The 18,370-nt window shown below is 74.1% G+C and carries 17 protein-coding genes; 8 read left to right on the top strand and 9 right to left on the bottom strand.

Annotated features, from left to right (window positions below; translation table 11 throughout):
* Nucleotides 1-13 precede the first annotated feature (13 nt).
* Together dhaL and AB0M29_RS08345 are read left to right on the top strand one after the other, a co-directional pair.
* Entirely contained in the window at nucleotides 14-679 is a 666-nt protein-coding gene (dhaL, locus tag AB0M29_RS08350; RefSeq protein WP_365380762.1) for a dihydroxyacetone kinase subunit DhaL, read from the top strand.
* Nucleotides 676-1,089: a PTS fructose transporter subunit IIA gene (locus AB0M29_RS08345; protein ID WP_365380759.1), complete on the top strand. Its 414-nt coding sequence runs from the start codon at nucleotides 676-678 to the stop codon at nucleotides 1,087-1,089. Before dhaL ends, AB0M29_RS08345 begins: the two co-directional genes overlap by 4 nt.
* Nucleotides 1,090-1,191: 102 nt before the next feature.
* Here AB0M29_RS08345 and AB0M29_RS08340 read toward each other — a convergent pair whose 3' ends face one another.
* The 5 genes from AB0M29_RS08340 to AB0M29_RS08320 all read right to left on the bottom strand — a co-directional run bounded on the left by AB0M29_RS08340 (nucleotide 1,192) and on the right by AB0M29_RS08320 (nucleotide 8,425).
* Nucleotides 1,192-1,446, bottom strand: coding sequence for a hypothetical protein (locus AB0M29_RS08340; RefSeq protein ID WP_365380756.1), 255 nt, complete (start codon nucleotides 1,444-1,446; stop codon nucleotides 1,192-1,194).
* Between the two features lie 100 nt (nucleotides 1,447-1,546).
* Nucleotides 1,547-2,581, bottom strand: a complete 1,035-nt coding sequence (locus AB0M29_RS08335; protein WP_365380753.1) for a hypothetical protein — start codon at nucleotides 2,579-2,581, stop codon at nucleotides 1,547-1,549.
* A 140-nt stretch (nucleotides 2,582-2,721) separates the two neighbouring features.
* Complete coding sequence (locus AB0M29_RS08330; RefSeq protein ID WP_365380750.1) at nucleotides 2,722-4,374, bottom strand: MFS transporter; 1,653 nt, start codon at nucleotides 4,372-4,374, stop codon at nucleotides 2,722-2,724.
* Between the two features lie 375 nt (nucleotides 4,375-4,749).
* Nucleotides 4,750-7,542 carry a BTAD domain-containing putative transcriptional regulator gene (locus AB0M29_RS08325; protein ID WP_365380747.1) on the bottom strand — a complete coding sequence of 931 codons (2,793 nt, stop codon included), beginning with the start codon at nucleotides 7,540-7,542 and terminating at the stop codon, nucleotides 4,750-4,752.
* Between the two features lie 373 nt (nucleotides 7,543-7,915).
* Nucleotides 7,916-8,425 carry an NUDIX domain-containing protein gene (locus tag AB0M29_RS08320; RefSeq protein ID WP_365380744.1) on the bottom strand — a complete coding sequence of 170 codons (510 nt, stop codon included), beginning with the start codon at nucleotides 8,423-8,425 and terminating at the stop codon, nucleotides 7,916-7,918.
* Between the two features lie 264 nt (nucleotides 8,426-8,689).
* On the opposite strand from AB0M29_RS08320, the gene AB0M29_RS08315 reads away from it, so the two are divergent.
* A complete protein-coding gene (locus tag AB0M29_RS08315; protein WP_365380742.1) occupies nucleotides 8,690-9,805 on the top strand; it encodes an O-antigen ligase family protein in 1,116 nt (371 codons plus the stop codon).
* Between the two features lie 297 nt (nucleotides 9,806-10,102).
* Here AB0M29_RS08315 and AB0M29_RS08310 read toward each other — a convergent pair whose 3' ends face one another.
* Together AB0M29_RS08310 and AB0M29_RS08305 are read right to left on the bottom strand one after the other, a co-directional pair.
* The gene (locus tag AB0M29_RS08310) at nucleotides 10,103-10,654 is read right to left on the bottom strand and encodes a hypothetical protein (protein ID WP_365380739.1); all 552 of its coding nucleotides are present in this window, start codon (nucleotides 10,652-10,654) and stop codon (nucleotides 10,103-10,105) included.
* A gap of 47 nt (nucleotides 10,655-10,701) precedes the next feature.
* Complete coding sequence (locus tag AB0M29_RS08305) at nucleotides 10,702-11,472, bottom strand: aspartate/glutamate racemase family protein (RefSeq protein WP_365380737.1); 771 nt, start codon at nucleotides 11,470-11,472, stop codon at nucleotides 10,702-10,704.
* Nucleotides 11,473-11,542: 70 nt separating this feature from the next.
* On the opposite strand from AB0M29_RS08305, the gene AB0M29_RS08300 reads away from it, so the two are divergent.
* Both AB0M29_RS08300 and AB0M29_RS08295 read left to right on the top strand, forming a co-directional pair.
* Nucleotides 11,543-12,124, top strand: a complete 582-nt coding sequence (locus AB0M29_RS08300) for a GNAT family N-acetyltransferase (protein WP_365380735.1) — start codon at nucleotides 11,543-11,545, stop codon at nucleotides 12,122-12,124.
* A gap of 70 nt (nucleotides 12,125-12,194) precedes the next feature.
* On the top strand, nucleotides 12,195-13,382 hold the full coding sequence (locus AB0M29_RS08295; RefSeq protein WP_365380732.1) for a glycosyltransferase: 1,188 nt from the start codon (nucleotides 12,195-12,197) through the stop codon (nucleotides 13,380-13,382).
* Here the strand turns inward: AB0M29_RS08295 and AB0M29_RS08290 are convergent.
* A complete protein-coding gene (locus AB0M29_RS08290) occupies nucleotides 13,379-14,491 on the bottom strand; it encodes a glycosyltransferase (protein WP_365380729.1) in 1,113 nt (370 codons plus the stop codon). The genes AB0M29_RS08295 and AB0M29_RS08290 overlap by 4 nt on opposite strands.
* A 152-nt stretch (nucleotides 14,492-14,643) precedes the next feature.
* Complete coding sequence (locus AB0M29_RS08285; protein ID WP_365380727.1) at nucleotides 14,644-15,855, bottom strand: TerD family protein; 1,212 nt, start codon at nucleotides 15,853-15,855, stop codon at nucleotides 14,644-14,646.
* Between the two features lie 203 nt (nucleotides 15,856-16,058).
* Here AB0M29_RS08285 and AB0M29_RS08280 point away from each other — a divergent pair, with 203 nt between their 5' ends.
* The 3 genes from AB0M29_RS08280 to AB0M29_RS08270 all read left to right on the top strand — a co-directional run bounded on the left by AB0M29_RS08280 (nucleotide 16,059) and on the right by AB0M29_RS08270 (nucleotide 18,294).
* A complete protein-coding gene (locus AB0M29_RS08280) occupies nucleotides 16,059-16,604 on the top strand; it encodes a DUF6643 family protein (protein WP_365380724.1) in 546 nt (181 codons plus the stop codon).
* 29 nt (nucleotides 16,605-16,633) lie between these two features.
* A complete protein-coding gene (locus tag AB0M29_RS08275) occupies nucleotides 16,634-17,491 on the top strand; it encodes an MOSC N-terminal beta barrel domain-containing protein (protein ID WP_365380721.1) in 858 nt (285 codons plus the stop codon).
* 95 nt (nucleotides 17,492-17,586) lie between these two features.
* Nucleotides 17,587-18,294, top strand: a complete 708-nt coding sequence (locus AB0M29_RS08270) for a hypothetical protein (protein WP_365380718.1) — start codon at nucleotides 17,587-17,589, stop codon at nucleotides 18,292-18,294.
* The last annotated feature ends 76 nt before the right edge of the window (nucleotides 18,295-18,370 follow it).

The following is an 18,370-nucleotide window of genomic DNA, read 5'->3' as shown; positions in this document are numbered from 1 at the left end:
ACCGTACGACCGTATGAACTCCCCTGCAGAATCCGGGCTCCCGGTCGACGCGGCGTTCCTGCGCCGCTGGCTGGGCGCGGCCACCGAGGCGGTCGACCGGGAGGCCGCGCACCTCACCGAACTGGACTCCCCCATCGGGGACGCCGACCACGGCGGCAACATGCGGCGCGGCTTCCTGGCCGCCCGTACGGCGGTGGAGCAGGAGCCGCCGGACACCCCCGGCGGCGTACTGGTCCTGGTGGGACGGACGTTGATCAGCACGGTGGGCGGCGCGTCAGGGCCGCTCTACGGCACGCTGCTGCGCCGGGCGGGCAAGGAACTCGGCGACGAGCGGGCGGTGTCGGCGGCACGGCTGCGGGACGCGCTGCGCGCAGGGGTGGACGGGGTGGCCCAGCTCGGCGGCGCTCTGCCCGGCGACAAGACGATGCTCGACGCGCTGCTCCCCGCGCTCGACGCGCTCACCGGGGCGCTGGACGCGGGGGGTTCGGCGGCCGAGGCGCTGGCCGCGGCGGCGGCCGCCGCAGGCGAGGGCGCCACGGCGACGATTCCGCTGCGGGCCCGCAAGGGGCGCGCCAGCTATCTCGGCGAGCGCAGCGTCGGCCATCAGGACCCGGGCGCCACCTCGGCCGCCCTGCTCGTCACCGCGCTCGCCGACACCGCACGGGAGAACGCCGTATGACCACCCCTCAGACCCAGCCCGTCGGTGTCGTCCTGGTCTCGCACAGTGCCCAGGTCGCCGTGGCCGTCGCCGATCTCGCCAGGAACCTCACCGCGGGCGGCGCGCTGGTGGCCGTCGCCCCGGCGGGCGGCGGGCCCGACGGCGGCCTCGGCACCAGCTCCGACCTGATCGCGGCGGCCGCCCGCTCGGTGGACCAGGGCGCGGGCATCGCGGTCCTCGCCGACCTCGGCAGCGCCGTGCTCACCGTCAAGGCGCTGCTGGCGGACGACGAACTCCCGCCCGGCTCCCGGCTGTTGGACGCCCCCTTCCTCGAAGGCGCGGTCGCGGCCGTGGTCACCGCCTCGACGGGCGCGGGCCTGGACGCGGTCGCCGCGGCGGCGGCCGAGGCGTACACCTACCGCAAGGTGTGACCTCGGCGGCCGGTCGGCGCGCCGGGGACCGCGGCCCCCGCCGTCGCACGCGGGCGACGACGGGGGCCGTGGTGATGGCCGTTGCGATGGGCCGGGGTCGGCTCAGCGGCCGTACTGCAGCAGGGCGCGGACCATCCGGCAGGTGATGTCGGACGGCGGGTGGACGCCGATACGGTCGGCGGTGTCACGGATCCGCCGGTTGCCCGCCTGCGCCGGGTCGTAGACCCCCGAGTCGAGCAGGGCGATGACCAGGCGCATCGTCTTCAGGCGGCGGTTGTGCGCGACATACCAGTCGCGCGGCCTTCCTGCGGGCAGCGGTTTCTTCGGCAGGGACAGTACGGCAGCAGCCATCGGCATCCTCCAGAGGCGTCGGCCAACCCGTTCGAACACTCTCGATTTTACCGCCAAGCACTGACAAAGTCCGCTGGCCAGACGGGGGTTGGCGCACTTCGTTCGGTCAGCCGCCGAGCAGTCCGATGGCGTGGTGCGCGGCGGCGAAGTACCGCGGATCGGGGTGGTCGGCGTACTCCCGCCGGGCCGCCTCGGAGATCTTGATCGCGTGCTCGTCCCGCAGCGCCACCGCGGCCTCCACGATGCTCCGCTGCACGGCCGGGTCGTCTCCGTCGACGGCCGGCGGCAGCGGCTCACGGGACCGGCCGGTGAGAATGTTCAGCAGCGTGCCCGAGACCTCGCGGACCGCCTCGTAGGACGGCAGGGCGAAATCGGGCGGCAGGTGCGGCAGCACCATCCGCAGGGCGGCGGGCGCGGTGATCGTGTGGATCGCGGGCACCGGGTTGCCGCCCTGCACCGACAGGTACTGCCCGGCGGCGATCGCGCCCAGCTCCGCGAGGGCGGCGTCCACCGAGGTGTCGAGCCGGGCGTCGGCGGCGGCGAAGAGCTTCGACCGGGGCCGCTGGCCGAGGGTCTTGACGGTGCCGATCACCTTGGCGCCGCGGGCCATCGCACTGTTCGGCGGCTGGTACATCGCGGCCCAGAACGCCAGGCCGTTGGCGAGTTCGTGGAGTTGCGCGGCGCTGGGCCGCGGCACCGTGCTGACGCTGCGCACCGCGTGGGCGGTACGGATCAGGCCGTGGGTGAGACCGGCGAGCATGCCGGGGGTCAGCCGCGGCCACCAGGTCACCAGCGTCTGGTGCCAGCCGAGTTCGTCGATCTGGCGCCGGAACAGGGCCGCCCAGTCGGCCAGTCGGCGGGTCTCGCCCAGCGCGGGGCGCCAGGAGGCCGTGTCGCCCGGGTCGATGGGGGTGACGGGTTCCGGCAGGGCGCCCAGGCCGCGGACGGAGGCGTACCAGTCGACCCAGCCGGGGACCTGGTCGCCGCAGCCGAGCGTGGCGAGCGCCTCGGCGCCCATGGGCGCGTGGATGGCGAACCCGCGCAGCCGGTTGCCCGCTCCCCCGCCGCCGAAGAAGAACCCGGCGCGGTCGAGGCGGTCCAGCGCTTCGTTCACGGCGTCGTCGTACGCGACCTCGGACATGGCAGTACCGCTCTTTCAGGTTCGCGGGAGGCGGATCCGCGGGGAGTCGCCCCGCGGAAAACGAGAAGGGCGGGCCCCGCCCCCGGCGTCGTGCCGGGAGTGGGGCCCGCCATGAGGTGTCATGTCACTCGCCGTGCCGGTCAGCCGTGGACCGCTGCCGTGTCGGCGGACGCCGCGGCCTCGGCGGCGGCGATCTCCTCGTCGGTCATCGGCATGCCGTGCGGGTTGAGGGACGGCCCGTCGATCTTCTTGACGAAGAAGCATGAGATGACGCCGAGGCCCAGCACGATGATCGAGACCAGCAGCGTCGGGTGCATGGCGTCGATGAAGCCGTGCCCGAAGACCGCGTTGCCGGTGTCCTGGATCTTGTGCTGCACATCGGCGGGCACGCTCTTGGGAAGCTGCATACCCGAGGTGTTGCCCGCGACCTCCAGGTGCTTGCCCGCCTTGCTGAAGCTCTTGACGAACTCCGAGCGGTACTCGGCCGGGACCCCGGAGGCGCGCTCCACGGCCTGGGTCTTGAGCGAGGCGGCCAGCTGACCCTGGAGCACGGCGCCGACGACGGCGCCCGCGAGCACCGAACCGACCTGCCGCAGCGCGTTGTTGACGCCCGAGGCGGCGCCCGTCAGCTTCGGCGGCACATTGCGCATGACCTCGGCGGCCATCGGGGCGAAGGTGCAGCCCGCGCCCATGCCCATGATGAACAGCGGGGCGACGATGCCGGTCCAGGTCTTGCCGACGTCCGCGACCGCGCTGATCCACACCAGGCCGCCGCCGAAGGCCGCGAGACCGGCCATCAGGATGTACTTGCCGCCGAACTTCTCGGCCAGCACACCGGCGGGACCCGCCATCACGAAGGTGCCGACCGACAGCGGCAGCAGCACCACACCGGCCTTCATCGCGCTGTACCCGAGGATCGACTGCAGGTAGACGGTCAGCGGCAGGAACAGGCCCACGATACCGAAGGCGATCGCGATGCCCACGAAGTTCATGATGGTGAAGTTGCGGTCCTTGAACAGCGAGAACGGCACGAGGGGTTCGTTGTCCTGCTGACCGCGCTGGTAGACCAGGAAGATCGCCATGATGACCGCGGAGGCGGCGAGCATCGCCCAGATCCAGCCGTTCCAGTCGTACTTCTCACCCTCGATCAGGGCGAAGGCGAGCAGGAAGAGCGCGATCGAGGACAGGATGACGCCGGGGATGTCGAAGCGGTGCCTGACCGAGCGGTTCACCGTGGGGATCCAGAGCACCGCGCCGATCATCGCCAGCACGCCCAGCGGGACGTTGACGAAGAAGATCCAGCGCCAGTCGATCTTGGTGACCAGCAGACCGCCGACCGTCGGTCCCGCCGCGCCGGACACACCGGCGACGATGCCCCAGATGCCGAGCGCGACACCGCGCTTCTCGGCCGGGAAGACGTCGATCACCAGCGAGAGCGTCTGCGGCAGCAGCATCGCCGCGCCGATGCCCTGGATGGCGCGGAAGACGATGAGCTGCGTCGGGGACTGCGCGAGGCCGCAGGCGAGACTGGTGACCGTGAAGAGCCCGACACCGTAGATGAAGAGGTTCTTCTTACCGGTGAGGTCGCCGAGCCGGCCGGCGGTGATGAGCAGGACGGCCAGCGCGAGGGTGTACGCGTTGGTGATCCACAGGATTTGATCCAGGGACGCGTCCAGTTTGTCGACCATATCCGGGATCGCGATATTGACGATCGTCAGATCCAGTAGTGTCATGAAGAACCCGATGGACAACACCGTCAGGATTACCCACGGGTTGCCTCGCCACTTGTTCACAATTCCTCCTTGCCGTGGGCGTGAGAGGCGCTCACGGTCTCGTGGTCGTACGCGTTCGGGCACGCGGTTCCGAGGCGACGGCGGGCGGTCCGCGTACGTGACTCGAGCTCGGTGCGCTTCCTTCGCGATGCTCAGCGCTCTGTTCCCAAGAGGGGTCGTACGAGGTCGGATGTGACATCGCCGTCGGCCGCTGAGTCCTGGATCACACTGAGTGGGCGCTTCGCCGCCGGCACATGAACTCCACATGGACAGCAAAAAGCCCCCGTCTGCGGGAATTCCGCACGGAGGCTGATTTGGGGTAGGCGAGGGCGCTGCGAAAAGCGTGACAGACGCCGGTCGAATCCGTCAACCGCGCGTTCCGGTCAGGCGTCGGCGCTAAAGTCCGGTCACCTCGCGCAGGGCCGTCGTTTCCGCCGGACCGAGGGCGTCGAGAATGGTCAGCGCCTCGCGCCGGGACTCCCCGGCCGCGTCCTCGTCCCCCGCCGCGTGATGGGTATCACTCAAGTGACAGAGGGTGATGACCTGTTCGGGGAGATCGCCGCGGGCCACGGCGAGGGCGTGCGAGGCCCGGTAGGCGTCGAGCGCCCGCCCGCGCTGCCCCAGGTGGAGGTGCGCGGTGCCGATGTTGTCCCAGGCGACGCCCTGCATGGGCTCCTCGCCCAGCTCCTGGTAGAGCGCCAGGGCCTGCTGACACTGCGCCAGGGACTCGGCGTGGTCGCCGGTCTGCGCCAGCAGCCAGCCCGCCGCGTTGCGCGCCCTCGCCTCCCCGGCCCGGTGCCCGACCACGCTGAACAACTCCGCGGCCTCCTGGGCGCGTTCCAGCGCCTCCTGGTACCGCCCGCGGTGCTCCAGCACCGAGCTGAGGCCGAAGTAGGTGTGGGCGAGGCCGGTGCTGTCGTCGAGTTCGCGGTAGATACCGGCGCAGTGCTCCAGGTGGTCGAGGGCGGCCGGGTAGTCCACCAGCCAGGCGTAGCTGGTGCCCAGGCCCCGGTGCACCCCGGTCAGCCGGGGGACCGACGAGCCGGGCGGCGCGGCGGGGCTCGGGCCGCGGCGGTCGAAGATGCCCATCAGGATCCAGCCGAGCCGGTCGGAGTGCACGTCGAAGCCGTTGACGTCGGCCATCGTGACGGCGGCCATCAGCACCTGCTCCTCGGCCGCCATCCAACGGGCGGCCTGCCGCTGGTCGGCGAGGAGTTCGGGCTCGGTGCCGCTCTCCGGCGCTCCCAGCGTCGACGGTACGGGGGCCGGGCTGAGCAGTCGGGCGGCGGCGTGCGCGGTGTGCAGGTAGTGGTCGAGGGCCCGGCGCAGGCTGGTGCGGCGCTCCTCCTCGCTGTCGTGCTCCAGGGCGAGTTCCCCGGCGTACGCGCGTAGCAGGTCGTGGAAAGTGAAGCGGCCGAGCGTGTGCTCCATGACCAGATGGGCCCGGGTCAGGTCGTGCAGGGCGCGGCGGGCCTCGGGCACCGGCATCCCGGTCAGGCTCGCGGCGGCCCGCACGGTGATGTCGGGCCCCGGGTGCACCGACAGCAGCCGGAACATCCGCGCGCTGGACCGCGACAGGTGCTCGTACGACCAGGAGAACACCGCCCGCAGGTCGGTCGTGGCGTCGCCGATGTCCAGGGTGTCGAGCCGGTCGCGCACGTCGTGCAGGGCGGAGACCAGGTCGGCGATGGACAGCCGCGGGGTGACGATGGCGCGCGCGGCGGCGATGCTGAGGGCGAGCGGCAGCCGGGCGCACAGTTCGATCAGCGCGGCGGTGGCCGCGGGTTCCGCGGCGGTGCGCTCGGGGCCGAGCCGCCGGGAGAGCAGTTCCAGGGACTCGCCGGGGCTGAGCAGGTCGAGGGTGACGGGGGTGGCGCCCTCCGCGGCGATCAGCCCGGCGAGCTGGCTGCGGCTGGTCACCAGCACCACACAGGTCGGGGTTCCGGGCAGCAGCGGCCTGACCTGCTCGGTGTCCCGGGCGTTGTCGAGGACGACAAGCACTCGCCGGCCGGCCAGCACGGTGCGGTACAGCGCCGACTGGGCCTCCAGCTCCTGCGGTACGTCCTCGGCGGGTACGCCCAGGGCGTCGAGGAAGCCGCGGATCGCCTCACAGGCCGCCATCGGGCGGGTGCCGGGGGCGAACCCCCGGAGGTTCACATGGAGTTGGCCGTCGGGAAACCGCTCCGCGTTCTGCCGGGCCCAGTGCACGGCCAGGGTGGACTTGCCGATGCCGGCCGTGCCGTCGATGGCCGAGATGACGGCGGTGCCGCCGAACTCGGCCGAGCGGTCGAGGAGTTCGTCGAGCATCTTGATCTGCCGTCGGCGGCCGGTGAAGTGCCGGGCCGCCGCGGGCAGTTGCCGCGGCACCCGGGCGGCGGTGGCGGCGGGCGCGCTCGGCGCGGCGGGAGCGTTTGCGGCGGCCCCCACCTCGGGCGCGGCGACCGCGGGGTCGTTGGTGAGGATCTGCTGGTGCAGCCGGTGGAGCTGCGGCGGCACGTCCAGGCCCATCTCGTCGGAGAGCCGTCCGCGCAGCCCGTGGTAGGCCGCCAGCGCCTCGCTCTGCCGCCCGCTGCGGTGCAGGGCGAGCATCAGCTGGCTGACCGGCTTCTCGCGCAGCGGGTGCGCGGCCACCAGGGCGGACAGCGGGGCGATCACCTCGGCGTGCCGTCCGAGCGCCAACTGGTGCTCGGTGTACGCCTCCTGGACCGCGAGCCGGCGCTCGTCCCAGGCCGCGGCGCCCGCCTCGATCACCCGGCCCGACATCCCGGCGAGCGCGGGACCGCGCCAGCGGCCGAGCGCCGTCCGCAGCAGTTCGGCGCCCCGGACGAAGTCCCCTTCCGCGCGGGCGTCCTCGGCCTCGGCCACCTCGCGGTCGAACTCGGCGGCGTCGAGGGCGCCTTCGCCCACCGTCATCCGGTATCCGGCGTCGCCGACGGCGCTGATGTCACCGGTCTGCCCCGGGGCCGCCGCCAGCACCGACCGCAGCCGCGAGACCGCGTTGCGGATCTGCTTCTCCGCGGTGGCGGGAGGAGCGTCGTCCCAGAGGGCGTTGACGAGATGGCTCAGCGAAACCGTGCGGTTGGCTTCCAGCAGCAGCAGAGCGAGCACCTTGCGCTCGCGTGGGCCGCCGAAAGCGAGTCGAGTCTGCCCGGACCAGGCCTCCAGCGCGCCCAGTACCCGAAACTCCACCCCGTCCCTCCTTGCGGGCGGTGCAGCCGGTGATGTGATCTTCAACCGCATCATAGACCGCACGATCGTACGAGGACCAGTTGAGGACGAGTTGGGGTCGGGGTGACCGACGCTTGTGTCACGCCTTCCCGACAAGGCCATCGGGCGGGCGCCGAGGGGCGGTTGCCGGTGGCTGGTGGCAACCGGTCGACCCTCCCGCCACACAACTGCACACACATACTGCCACCGCTTCGACGGCCGACGGTCGGGGCGTGTGGCCTCCCCGGGCGCGGCCCGGGTTCGGAACCGGCACGGGGCGGCTCCGCACCCGGGCCCGTTCGCTCGGGCGGCAGTTGACCCGGGCGCACGGGACGCGGCAGGCGCGGCACGGGGACTACGGGACCGGGTAGCCGCCGCGGGCGGCGCCGGGGGTCTGCGCGGGCGCGAACCAGGTCGGGTCCTCGCGCAGCGCCAGTTCGATCCTGCCCCGGGCGTTCGGCCCGATCGGCGGCAGCTCGTCGAGGGCGAACCAGCGCACGTCCAGGGACTCGTCGTCGTTCACCCGGGCCTCGCCGCCGACCGCGCGGCAGCGCAGCACGACGTCGAGGTACTGGGCGCGGTCGCCGTTGTCGTACACCACCGGCTCGTTGGTGAAGACGCTCAGCACCCGCTCCACGACGGCGTGCACGCCGGTCTCCTCCTCGATCTCGCGCACCGCGGCCTCCGCGGGCTGCTCGCCCGGGTCGAGGATGCCGCTGATCAGCGCCCACTTCCCGGAGTCCGCACGGAGGTTGAGCAGGACGCGACCGCGGTCGTCGAAGACGACCATCACCACGGCGGGCAGGAACAGCAGGGTGTCCCCGGCCTTCGCGCGGATGTCACGGATGAATTCGGGAGTGGCCATCCCCTGAGGGTACGAGACCCGAGGTGAACGCCACATCAGCACCAGGTTTCCCAGGCGTGTGGTGTTCCTGTGCTACGTATCCACAGGGTGGGCAATCACCCGTTACGGTGACCGGAACAGAGCGTCCGCGCGGGGAAACGCGGGCGCGACGGCAGCCTCGGCGGGCTGGGGTGTGTCGTCTGGATCTCCGCGGTGATCCCGTGGAGCGCCGGACGAGAGATCCCAGGGCGCCCGGGTGGCGGCAGGGGGTTCCGGGGGATGGAAATGACAGCCGGGGAAACGGCTGGGGCCACGCGCGGGGAGCGCGCCGGTGGTACCCGTGCGCTCGCACGCGCGCCCCGCCCGCACAGCGGCGCGCTCGACGCCGCGGGGATCGTCATCCTGGTGTGCTGCGGGGTCTGGACGCTGGTCGCCGCAGCGGGCCGGGCGGCCCGCCCCGAGGGCACGCTGCTCGCCCTCCTCGCGGTGACCGCCGGATACGCCGCCGGGCGCATTCTCGGCGCGCTGCTGCCGGTGCTGGCGCCCGCGGCGGCGGCCGGGGCGGTGCTCGCGCTGGTCCTGGTGCCGCCGACGCGGCTGTCCGCGCATCCGGACGCGCCGCCGCTTGGCTATGCGAACGCCGACGCCGCGCTGCTGGTGCTGGCCGTGGGCGCGGCCTGCTGCGCGGCGTGGGCCGCGCGCGGGCGCGCCCAGCGGATCGGGCTGCGGCTGGCCGGGCTCGGCGCCGCGGTGGCGGCGCTGGCGCTGGGCTCGGCCGCCGGGTTCGCCGCGGGCGTGGCGGTGACGCTGTGCTCGCTGGCGGCGGCCCGGATGCGGCGCCGGGTGCTCGGCCTGTGCGGGCTGGCGCTGGCGGCCGCGCTCGCCGTCGGCGGCAGCTACGCGGTGGCCGAGCACACCCTGCCGTCGGGCCTGTCCGAGTCGCTGACCGGGCAGCTCACCCAGCAGCGGGTCGATCTGTGGCACGAGGCGGTCACGCTGGCGGTGCACCACCCGCTGCGCGGCGTCGGCCCCGAGCGCTTCGCCGAGGAGAGTACGGCGCTGTCCTCGGACACCGCCGCCGACGAGTCGCCGCAGTCCGCGCCGCTTCAGCTCGCCGCCGAGCAGGGGGTGCCGGGGGCCGTCCTCCTGGCCGTCGCCTTCGGCTGGCTGCTGTGCGCGCTGTGGCGCTCGCCCCGCCCGACCCCCGTGGTCCTCACCGCCGCCGCGGCCCTCACCGGCCTCGCCCTCCTCGCCACCGTCGACCACGTCCTCAGCTACGCCGTCGTCACCGCCGGCGCCGGCTTCCTCGCGGGCACCGCCACGGCCCACCCCCTCCTCGAAAACCCTCCGTGCCCGGAGGGGGACCCGGACGAGGAGACGGGCGCTGGGCTGTTCGAGTAACGCCTGCGGCGGGGCTGCGCGGGCTTCCCGGGTGCTCCGGAGCGGCTGAGCGCTGCGTGGTGGGGCACCACGGGGCTGCGATCCGACCCGCCGTCGTGGCTGGGCGCGCAGTTCCCCGCGCCCCTGCGGGGCGCACACCACCGGTTCGCATTCGTCCGCGGCCCGCGTCGTGGCTGGGCGCGCAGTTCCTCGCGCCCCTGACGGGGCGCTCATCACCGGTTGGCACTTGTCCGCGACCGCCGCCGTCGCTGAGCGCGCAGTTCCCCGCGCCCCTGACGGGCGCCCACCACCGGGGCGTTAGGCGCCCTTGGGGGGGTGGGAGCGGAGGCTGAGGAGGGTGCGGATGGTGCGGACGGCGTTTTCGGCGTCGTCGACGGTGACGGTGAAGCAGGGGTGGCCGGGGCCGAGGTCGATGACGATGCCGGGGCCGCGGCGGACGACGACGGCGGTGCCCTTCTCGGGGCGCCAGCGGTAGCCCCAGCCGCCCCAGCTGCGGGGGCTGACCTCGGGGGCGAGCTGGCAGCCGCTGACCTGGTCGAGCGGGATGCGGCGGCGGGGGACGCCGATGTGGCCGCAGCGGACGTCGACGCCGTCGCGGTCGACCCGTACCCGGACGTGGGTGAAGGCGACCGTGCCGAACAGCACGAGCAGCCCGACGGCCACACAGCCCACCACGGACATGACCAGCGGGGCCAGGTCGAAGACCCGGGTGCCGACCACGGCCAGCTCGATTCCGAGGGCCAGACAGGCGGCCCCGCCCGCGGCGAGCAGCCACTGCATACGGTTGTCGGCCCGCCCGGTCCATTCCTGGGGTGCGGCGCCGTCCTCCTGCCGGGGAGCGTCCGTCATGCCTGGAAGCGTACTCATATACCCGGAAGAAGGCAGCCTCACGCCCCTCAGGCCGTGGCGGGTGTCACCAGGGAGGCGCCTTCGGCGTACGCGAGCGCGGCCTCGGGCAGCGCGGCCTCCCGGCCGTCGAGGATCACCGTCAGCCCACCGGCCGCGGCCCCGCCCCCGGGGGCCGGATCGGCGCCGATCCGGCGCAGCGCCTGGGCGGCGACGGCGTCCGCGGACCCGTACAGCCGCGCGCCCGGGACGGCGGCGGCGATCCGGTCCGCGACCAGCTCGTAGTGGGTGCAGCCGAGCACGATGGCCCGCACGCCGGGGGGCGTCAGCGCGGCGCCCGCCAGCACCGCCGCGTCCACCGCGGCGGTGTCCGCGCGCTGTACGGCGTCCGCCAGGCCGGGGCACGGCACCTCGGTGATCGCGGCGCCGTTGCCGAAGGCGTCGATGAGCCCGCGCTGGTACGGGCTGCCGGTCGTGGCGGGCGTCGCCCAGATCGCGACCGCGCCGCCGCCCGCCGCCGCGGGCTTGATCGCCGGCACCGTACCGATCACCGGCACATCGGGCTCGAACGCCTCCCGCAGCGCGGGCAGCGCGTGCACCGAGGCGGTGTTGCAGGCCACGACCAGCGCGTCCGGCCGGTGCACGAGCGCGGCCCGCGCGCAAGCCAGCGCGCGCCCCGTGAGATCGCCCGGCGTGCGCGGTCCCCAGGGCATCCCGCCGGGGTCCGAGGACAGTACGAGATCCGCGTCCGGCCGGATCCGCCGTACCGCGGCCGCCGCCGCGAGGAGCCCGATCCCGGAGTCCACCAGTGCGATCTTCACCCCGCACACTCTAGCGACCCGGGCGACGGTAGGTTGACGATCACCAGCCGCACGGTCAGGGGGGACTGTCATGGACGTGATTCTGCGCGCGAAACCGACCGCGACCGCACCGGGGTTGCTGCTGCGCCCGTGGGAGAAGGACGACGTGGCGGCCCTTGTCGAGGCGCACCGCGACCCGGAGCTGCGCCGCTGGCTGAGGAGGTCGCTGCGCGACGAGGACCAGGCCCGCGACTGGGTCGCGTGGAACGCGGACGCGTGGGCGGCGGGCACCGCGTACAACTTCGCCGTCGTGGAACGCGACCGGACCGGTGACCCAGCCGGGCCGCCGGTCGGGCACCTGGTGGTGAAGGGGTTCAGCCCGGACAGCCCGGGGGCGGAGGTCGGTTACTGGACCTCGGCGGGCGGCCGCGGCCGCGGTGTCGCCTCCCGCGCGCTCGTCGCGGTCAGCGACTGGGCCTTCGGCCTGGCCCTCCCGACCCCGCTGCGCCACCTGGACCTCTTCCACACCGTCGGCAACTACGCCTCGTGCCGGGTGGCCGAGAAGTGCGGCTTCCGGCTGGACGCGACGCTGCCCGCCGACCCGCCGGACCACCCGGCGGAAGGCCATCTGCACCGCAGGCTCCGCCCGGCGGGCGCGCGGGGGCGCGGCTGAGCGGCCGCCTCCGCGCGGCGCGCGGTGTCCGTACCGCCGCGGTGCGCCGCGGGTACGGCAGACTGCGCGGGTGACGGTGTTGACGGTGATCGCAGGGATGTCGCTGCTGGCGTGGCTGTGGCTGCTGGCCGGGCAGGGCGGTTTCTGGCGGACCGACGTGCGGCTGCCGCGGGCCACCGCCGCGCGGCCGGACGGGGAGCCGCGGCGGTGGCCGTCGGTGGCCGTCGTGGTGCCCGCGCGGGACGAGGCAGAAGTGCTCGGGGTGAGCCTGCCGTCGCTGCTCGCGCAGGACTATCCGGGCCGGGCGGAGGTCTTCCTCGTCGACGACGGGAGCACCGACGGCACCGGGGAGCTGGCCGGGGAACTCCACGAGCGGTACGGCGGCCTGCCGTTGACCGTCTCGTCGCCCGGTGAGCCGCCGCCCGGCTGGACCGGGAAGCTGTGGGCGGTACGGCACGGCATCACGCTGGCCGGGGAGCGGTTCGCGCCCGAGTTCCTGCTGCTGACCGACGCGGACATCGCCCACCGCCCGGACAGCTTGCGGGAGTTGGCCGCCGCGGCGGTCGACGCCGAGCTCGACATGGTCTCGCTGATGGCCCGGCTGCGGGTGGAGACGGGCTGGGAGCGGCTCATCGTCCCGGCGTTCGTGTACTTCTTCGCGCAGCTGTATCCCTTCCGGTGGATCAACCGGCCGCGTTCCCGTACCGCCGCGGCGGCGGGCGGCTGCGTCCTGATCCGCGCGTCGGCCGTCGCCGCGGCCCAAGTGCCGGACGCCATCCGGCAGTCGGTGATCGACGACGTGGCGCTGGCCCGCGCGGTGAAGCGCTCGGGCGGCCGCATCTGGCTGGGCCTCGCGGACCGGGTGGACAGTGTCCGGCCCTACCCGGACCTCGGCGAGCTCTGGCACATGGTCTCGCGCAGCGCCTACGCCCAGCTCCGCCACAACCCCGCCCTCCTCGCGGGCACCGTCCTCGGCCTCGCCCTCATCTACCTCGTCCCCCCGGCCGCCGCCCTCGGCGGCGCCCTCACCGCCTCCTGGTCCCTGTGCGGCCTCGGCGCCGCCGCCTGGGCCGTCATGGCCGCCACCTACCTCCCCATGCTGCGCTACTACGCCCAGCCCCTGTGGCTCGCCCCCACCCTCCCCTACACCGCCGCCCTCTACCTCCTGATGACCCTCGACTCCGCCCGCGACCACTACCGCGGCCGCGGCGCCGCCTGGAAAGGCCGCACCTACCCCCGCCCCGACACCTCGGCCTAGCCCGCCGACCGGCGACCAGGCACCTGCCCCCGCCCCGACACCTCGGCGTAGATCGCTGCCAGGCGTGCGGCGGACGCGGGGAGGCCGTAGGTGTGGCGGATGCGGTGGGCGAGGGATGGGGGGTGGTGGTGGGGGAGGTGGGCGGCGGCTTCGAGGAGGGCGGGGGTGAGGTCGGTGGGGGTGTGGTGGGGGACGAGGAATCCGCCGTCGTGGGCGATGAGTTCGGGGAGGGCGCCGGTGGTGGCGGCCACGACCTGGGTGCCGCAGGCGAGGGCGTCGAGGGCGGTCTCGCCGAAGCCGGCGGCGGGGTGCGGGTGAGCGCAGAGGTCGGCGTGGGCGAGGGCGTGGAGGGTGGCGGCGCGGCCGGCGTCGGGGGCGAAGTCGACGGCTGACGAGCAGCGGGCGCGCAGCACGCCGGCGTGCGGACCGTCCCCGATGACGCGCAGCCGCAGCCGGGGGTCAGCGGCGTGCGCGGCGGCGAAGGCGTCGGCCAGCTCCTCCCAGCCGCACCCCGCGAGGAGCGGCCCCGCGGCCACGACGCGTACCGCGTCCTGGGTGATACGGGCCCGCGCGGGCACCGCGGGCAGCGCGTCCTCGTCCAGCGGCACCGGCAGCAGCCGGTGGTGGCCGGGGAGGCCGAGATCGCCCAGCCTCAGCAGCAGCGAGTCGCTGACCGGCAGTACGGCGGCGGCCGCCGCGAACAGGCGGGCGGCACGCCGCAGTTCACGCCCGCCGACATGCCCGTACCAGCGCGGGTCGTGATCGCTGACGATGAAGGGAACGCCCAACTCCCCCGCCACGCGCGGCGCGTACCGGTCGGTGCCGGGCCGGTGGACATGCAGGAGGTCGAACGGGCCGCCCAGCGCGCCCTCGTGGCGGAGGGCGGCGACGATGCGGGCCACGGTGCCCGGGACTCCGCGGGCCGCGGCGACCTCGTACCGGCGCGGCGGCCCGGGGTCGAGGCCGACGCCGCGCAGCTCCTCGTGCCGCGCCGACGTGAGCGCGGGGACGACGGCGACGCGGACGGTGTCGGCGCAGCGGGAGGCGGCGGCGCCCCAGTCCGCGGGGCGCGGCGGCCCGTCCGGACCGGTCAGCATGACGACACGCACAGCGGCCACCCCCGGCCCGCGGCAAAGGCCGCGCAAGAGGCACACGCGGCCCAGGCGACCCGAGCCGCACGGGCGGCACCGGAACGGGCCGCTCCGGCGGACACTGTGGCACAGCGGCCGTCCCTGCCGGGGTCACACGCCCGCGGCGGCGCTCACTTACGGCCGGGTCTCCAGTTCAGACCCCACCCATAGGCGTAGTCGACCGTACGCTGCGGGCTGACCCCGCGCCGGGGCACCAGATAGCGGGCCTCGCGTCTGACCACGAGGTCGTCGCCTTCGCGGGTGACGAGCGCCAGCGCGCAGACGTTGGACTGGACGGTGCACTCGTCGAGCGCGAAGTCGATGGGCGCCCCGTGTTCGGGGCGCAGCGTGACGGTGGCGTGCAGTCCGGCGAAGCTGCGGGCGCCCGCGTAGATGGTGACGAAGACGAGAATCCGCCGGAAGTTGGCGGTGTGGTCGAGATTGACGGTGAGGTTCTCGCCCGCCTCGCCGGCTCCGCTGCGGTCGTCGCCGTCGAGTTGCAGGAACGGCGGCTGCTGCAGTGACCCGAAGGCGCCGCCGAGCGCCTGGACGACGCCCTTGCTGCCGTCGGAGAGCTCGAAGAGCGCGCACAGGTCGAGGTCGACGCCGCCCTTGGAGAACGGCCCGGCGGACCGCCCGGGGTCGGCCTGCCAGCTCAGGTTGACCCGCAGCGCCCCCGACGACCCGCCCTGCTTGGTGAGCGAGACGGCGGGCGCCTCCTTGGTGAGCGTGACCTTGGTCAGCCGTACGGGCGCGGGGACAGGCGCCGGCACGGGCCCCGGGGCGGGCGCGGGCGCGGCCACCACCGCTGTCGCCCCGACCGGCAGGTCACCCGTCACCAGACCGTACGCCGCCGCCAGTGCGCCGAAACCGGTGTCATAGCCCTGCCCGACGGCACGGAACTTCCAGCCGCCGCCCCGCCGGTAGCACTCGCCGAGGACGTAGGCCGTCTCGGAGGAGGCGCCCGCGCAGTCGAAGCGGGCCGCCTCGGAACCACCCGCGGTGACCCGCAGGTCGAGTCCCGGGACGCTGCCGATGGGCCCGCCGTCCGCGCGGGCGGCGATCAGCACGGAGGTGACGGCCGGTTCGAGGGACGCCAGGTCCACCGAAAGAGTGTCGGTGACCGTCGCGCCGGACGCCGCGCTCCCGGCGAGCCGGACCGCGCCCGAGCGGTCCGCCGGGGCGGCGGCGTGCACCAGATCGTCCGGTCCGCGGGCCGCGCCGTCCGCCAGGAGCAGCACGCAGAGATCGGCGCGCGGAATTCCCGCTCCGGCCCCCCGCGCGAACTCCACCTGCACCGCTGTCGTCGGCAACGGCACATTCTCACCCTTGCGCAGGTTCATCCGGTTCCCCTCCCCCCTGCGACGCGTCCTCCGGCGACCCCCGGTAACCCCTGCGACGCTTGGCTTTTACCTGATCACATCATGATGCGTGACCGATTTCCCCGGATTCGCTCATATTGGGGACGTGGCACCACACATCACGCCGCAAACAACCCGCTAATCAGTCTCCCCAACGACCACATCGTGGGCTTAACTTATGGCCCATGAGCTCCCCCCGCGGTAACTATGGTGGCGGCTACAGCAGCTACTACCCCTCGTCTTCGTCCTTCCCGGACACCCCGATCTACGACAGCCTCGTGGCCGAGCGAGGCACACCGCAGATCGCGCCCATCCGCGTCCCGTCCCCGTACTCGCAGTACGACACCGGGAGCTACAACGGGTACGGCAGCAACCTCCCGGCGCTGCCCGCCCTGCCCGCGCTGCCGTCGGGTCCGTCGACGCCCTCGCCGCAGTACACCCAGCCGCAGATGCAGCCGGTGCACAACGGCTACCCGACCGGCGGCTTCCCGCAGACGCCCGCGCCGTACATCCCGCAGCAGGCGGCCGCGCCGCGCGGCGGGTTCAACGGTTATCCGAGCGCGAACGGAAACGGTTACCCCGCGCAGCCGCCGCAGCCCTCGCCGTCCGGTTACGAGGCCGCGCGGCCGGTGCCGCCGCGTCCCGTACCGCCGCGGCAGGTGCCCGGTGGCCACCCCGAGGACCCGTACCAGCAGCGCCGGAACCTGGGCCAGGGCTACTACCAGGGCTGACCGCGCCGTCGTCCTGGCAGGATGACGGTATGACCACCAGCTCGGCACGTCCCGCCGCCAGCGCCCGGGTGAGCGCGCTGCACTTCTATCCGGTCAAGTCGCTGCGGGGGATCAGCACGCCGGAAGCGGTGGTGGAGCGGTGGGGTCTGGAGGGCGACCGGCGCTGGATGCTGGTCGACCCGGTGCATCTGAAGGCCGTGACACAGCGGGAGCAGCCCCGCCTGGCACTGCTGGCCGCCGAACCCGTGGGGGGTGGCGGTCTGCGGGTGACCGGGCCGGGGCAGGAGCCGATCGAGATCGCCGCGCCGCCCGGGGATCCGGCGGCGCTGGAGACCGCACGCCACTTCTCGGCCAAGATCGAGGTCATCCCGGTCGGCGAGGCGGCCGACGCGTGGTTCGGCCGCTATCTGGGCACGCCGGTGCGGCTGACGTACATGGACGATCCGGCCGTACGGCGGCCGGTGGATCCCGAGTTCTCCCAGCCGGGTGACACGGTGAGCCTCGCCGACGGCTTCCCGCTGCTGGTGACGACGACGTCCTCGCTCGCGGCGCTGAACGCGCTGATCGCCGGCGGCCCCCGGCCGCACGAGGGGCCGCTGCCGATGGACAGGTTCCGGCCGAACGTGGTCCTGGACGGCACCGACGCCTGGGCCGAGGACGGCTGGCGGCGGGTGCGGATCGGCGGGATCGCCTTCCGGGTGGCCAAGCCCTGCGGGCGGTGTGTGATCACCACGACCGACCAGACGAGCGCCGGCCGCGGCCGGGAGCCGCTGCTGTCGCTGGCCCGGCATCGGAAAATGGGCACGAGCCTGGTTTTCGGCCAGAATCTGATCCCCGAACATCCCGGAACCCTTCGCGTCGGCGACCCGTTGACCATGGTGGAGTAGCGCGTCACGGCGGTGCTCCCGCGACCCCGGGGCCGTCCCCCGCACGAGTCGTGCCGTTTGCGGTAGTTGAACGGGTGGGAAGGGGGTGACCGTCGATGCGTCGTCGCTGGTTCCGCACACCGCGCGGGAGCCGCAAGGACCACCGCGGCGGCACGGGCCGCCGTGACCGCGGGGTCCGCGCCCGGCGCGGGCGTGGCGGGGCCCGCAGGGTCCGTCCCGTCTTCGGCTGGCGCTGGCGGCGCAATCCGCTGCGCAGGCCGACCGACCTCGTCGAGGCGTGGCTGGGAGTGCTCACCGTACTGCTGTTCTGCGCCGTGCCCGCCGCCGGCTACTGGGCCGGGCACTCGGTGGACCGGGTGCTGCAGCGCGTGGCACGCACCCAGCGCACCGAGCGGACCCTGGTGCCCGCCGTGGTGGTCGACCCGCACACCGGCAAGCCCGCCACCGGCGCGGCCGCGGTCGGCACCGGCGACCCGCGCCACGGCGACCTGCTCCGCTGGACCGCTCCCGACCACTCGGTGCACACCGTGACCGTCTCCGCCGACACCGAGGTGTGGCGACCGGGCGGTCTGGGCGTGTGGACCGACAAAACGGGGCACCTGGTGCCGCCGCCGCTGGACGGCCCCACCGCCGCCACGCACGCGGCGCTGGCGGGCTTCGTCACCGGCGCCGCGGCCGGCGGGGTGCTGCTGGTGTCGCGGCAGCTCGTCATGTGGCGGCTGATGCGCCGGCGGCTGGCCGGATGGGAGCGCGAGTGGGCCCGGGTCGGCCAGGACTGGGGGCGTGCGGGCGCGGGCGGTTGACGCCTTCGCTCCGCTGGTTGACGCTTTCGCTCCGCTGCTGGACGCGGCCGTCCGGGGCGGCCGCCCGCTCCGTGGA

It is taken from the genome of Streptomyces sp. NPDC051976, assembly GCF_040680795.1.
Classification (GTDB): Bacteria; Actinomycetota; Actinomycetes; order Streptomycetales; family Streptomycetaceae; genus Actinacidiphila.
Note: the sequence above shows the minus strand (reverse complement) of the source record. Positions and strands in the feature narration are given on the sequence as shown.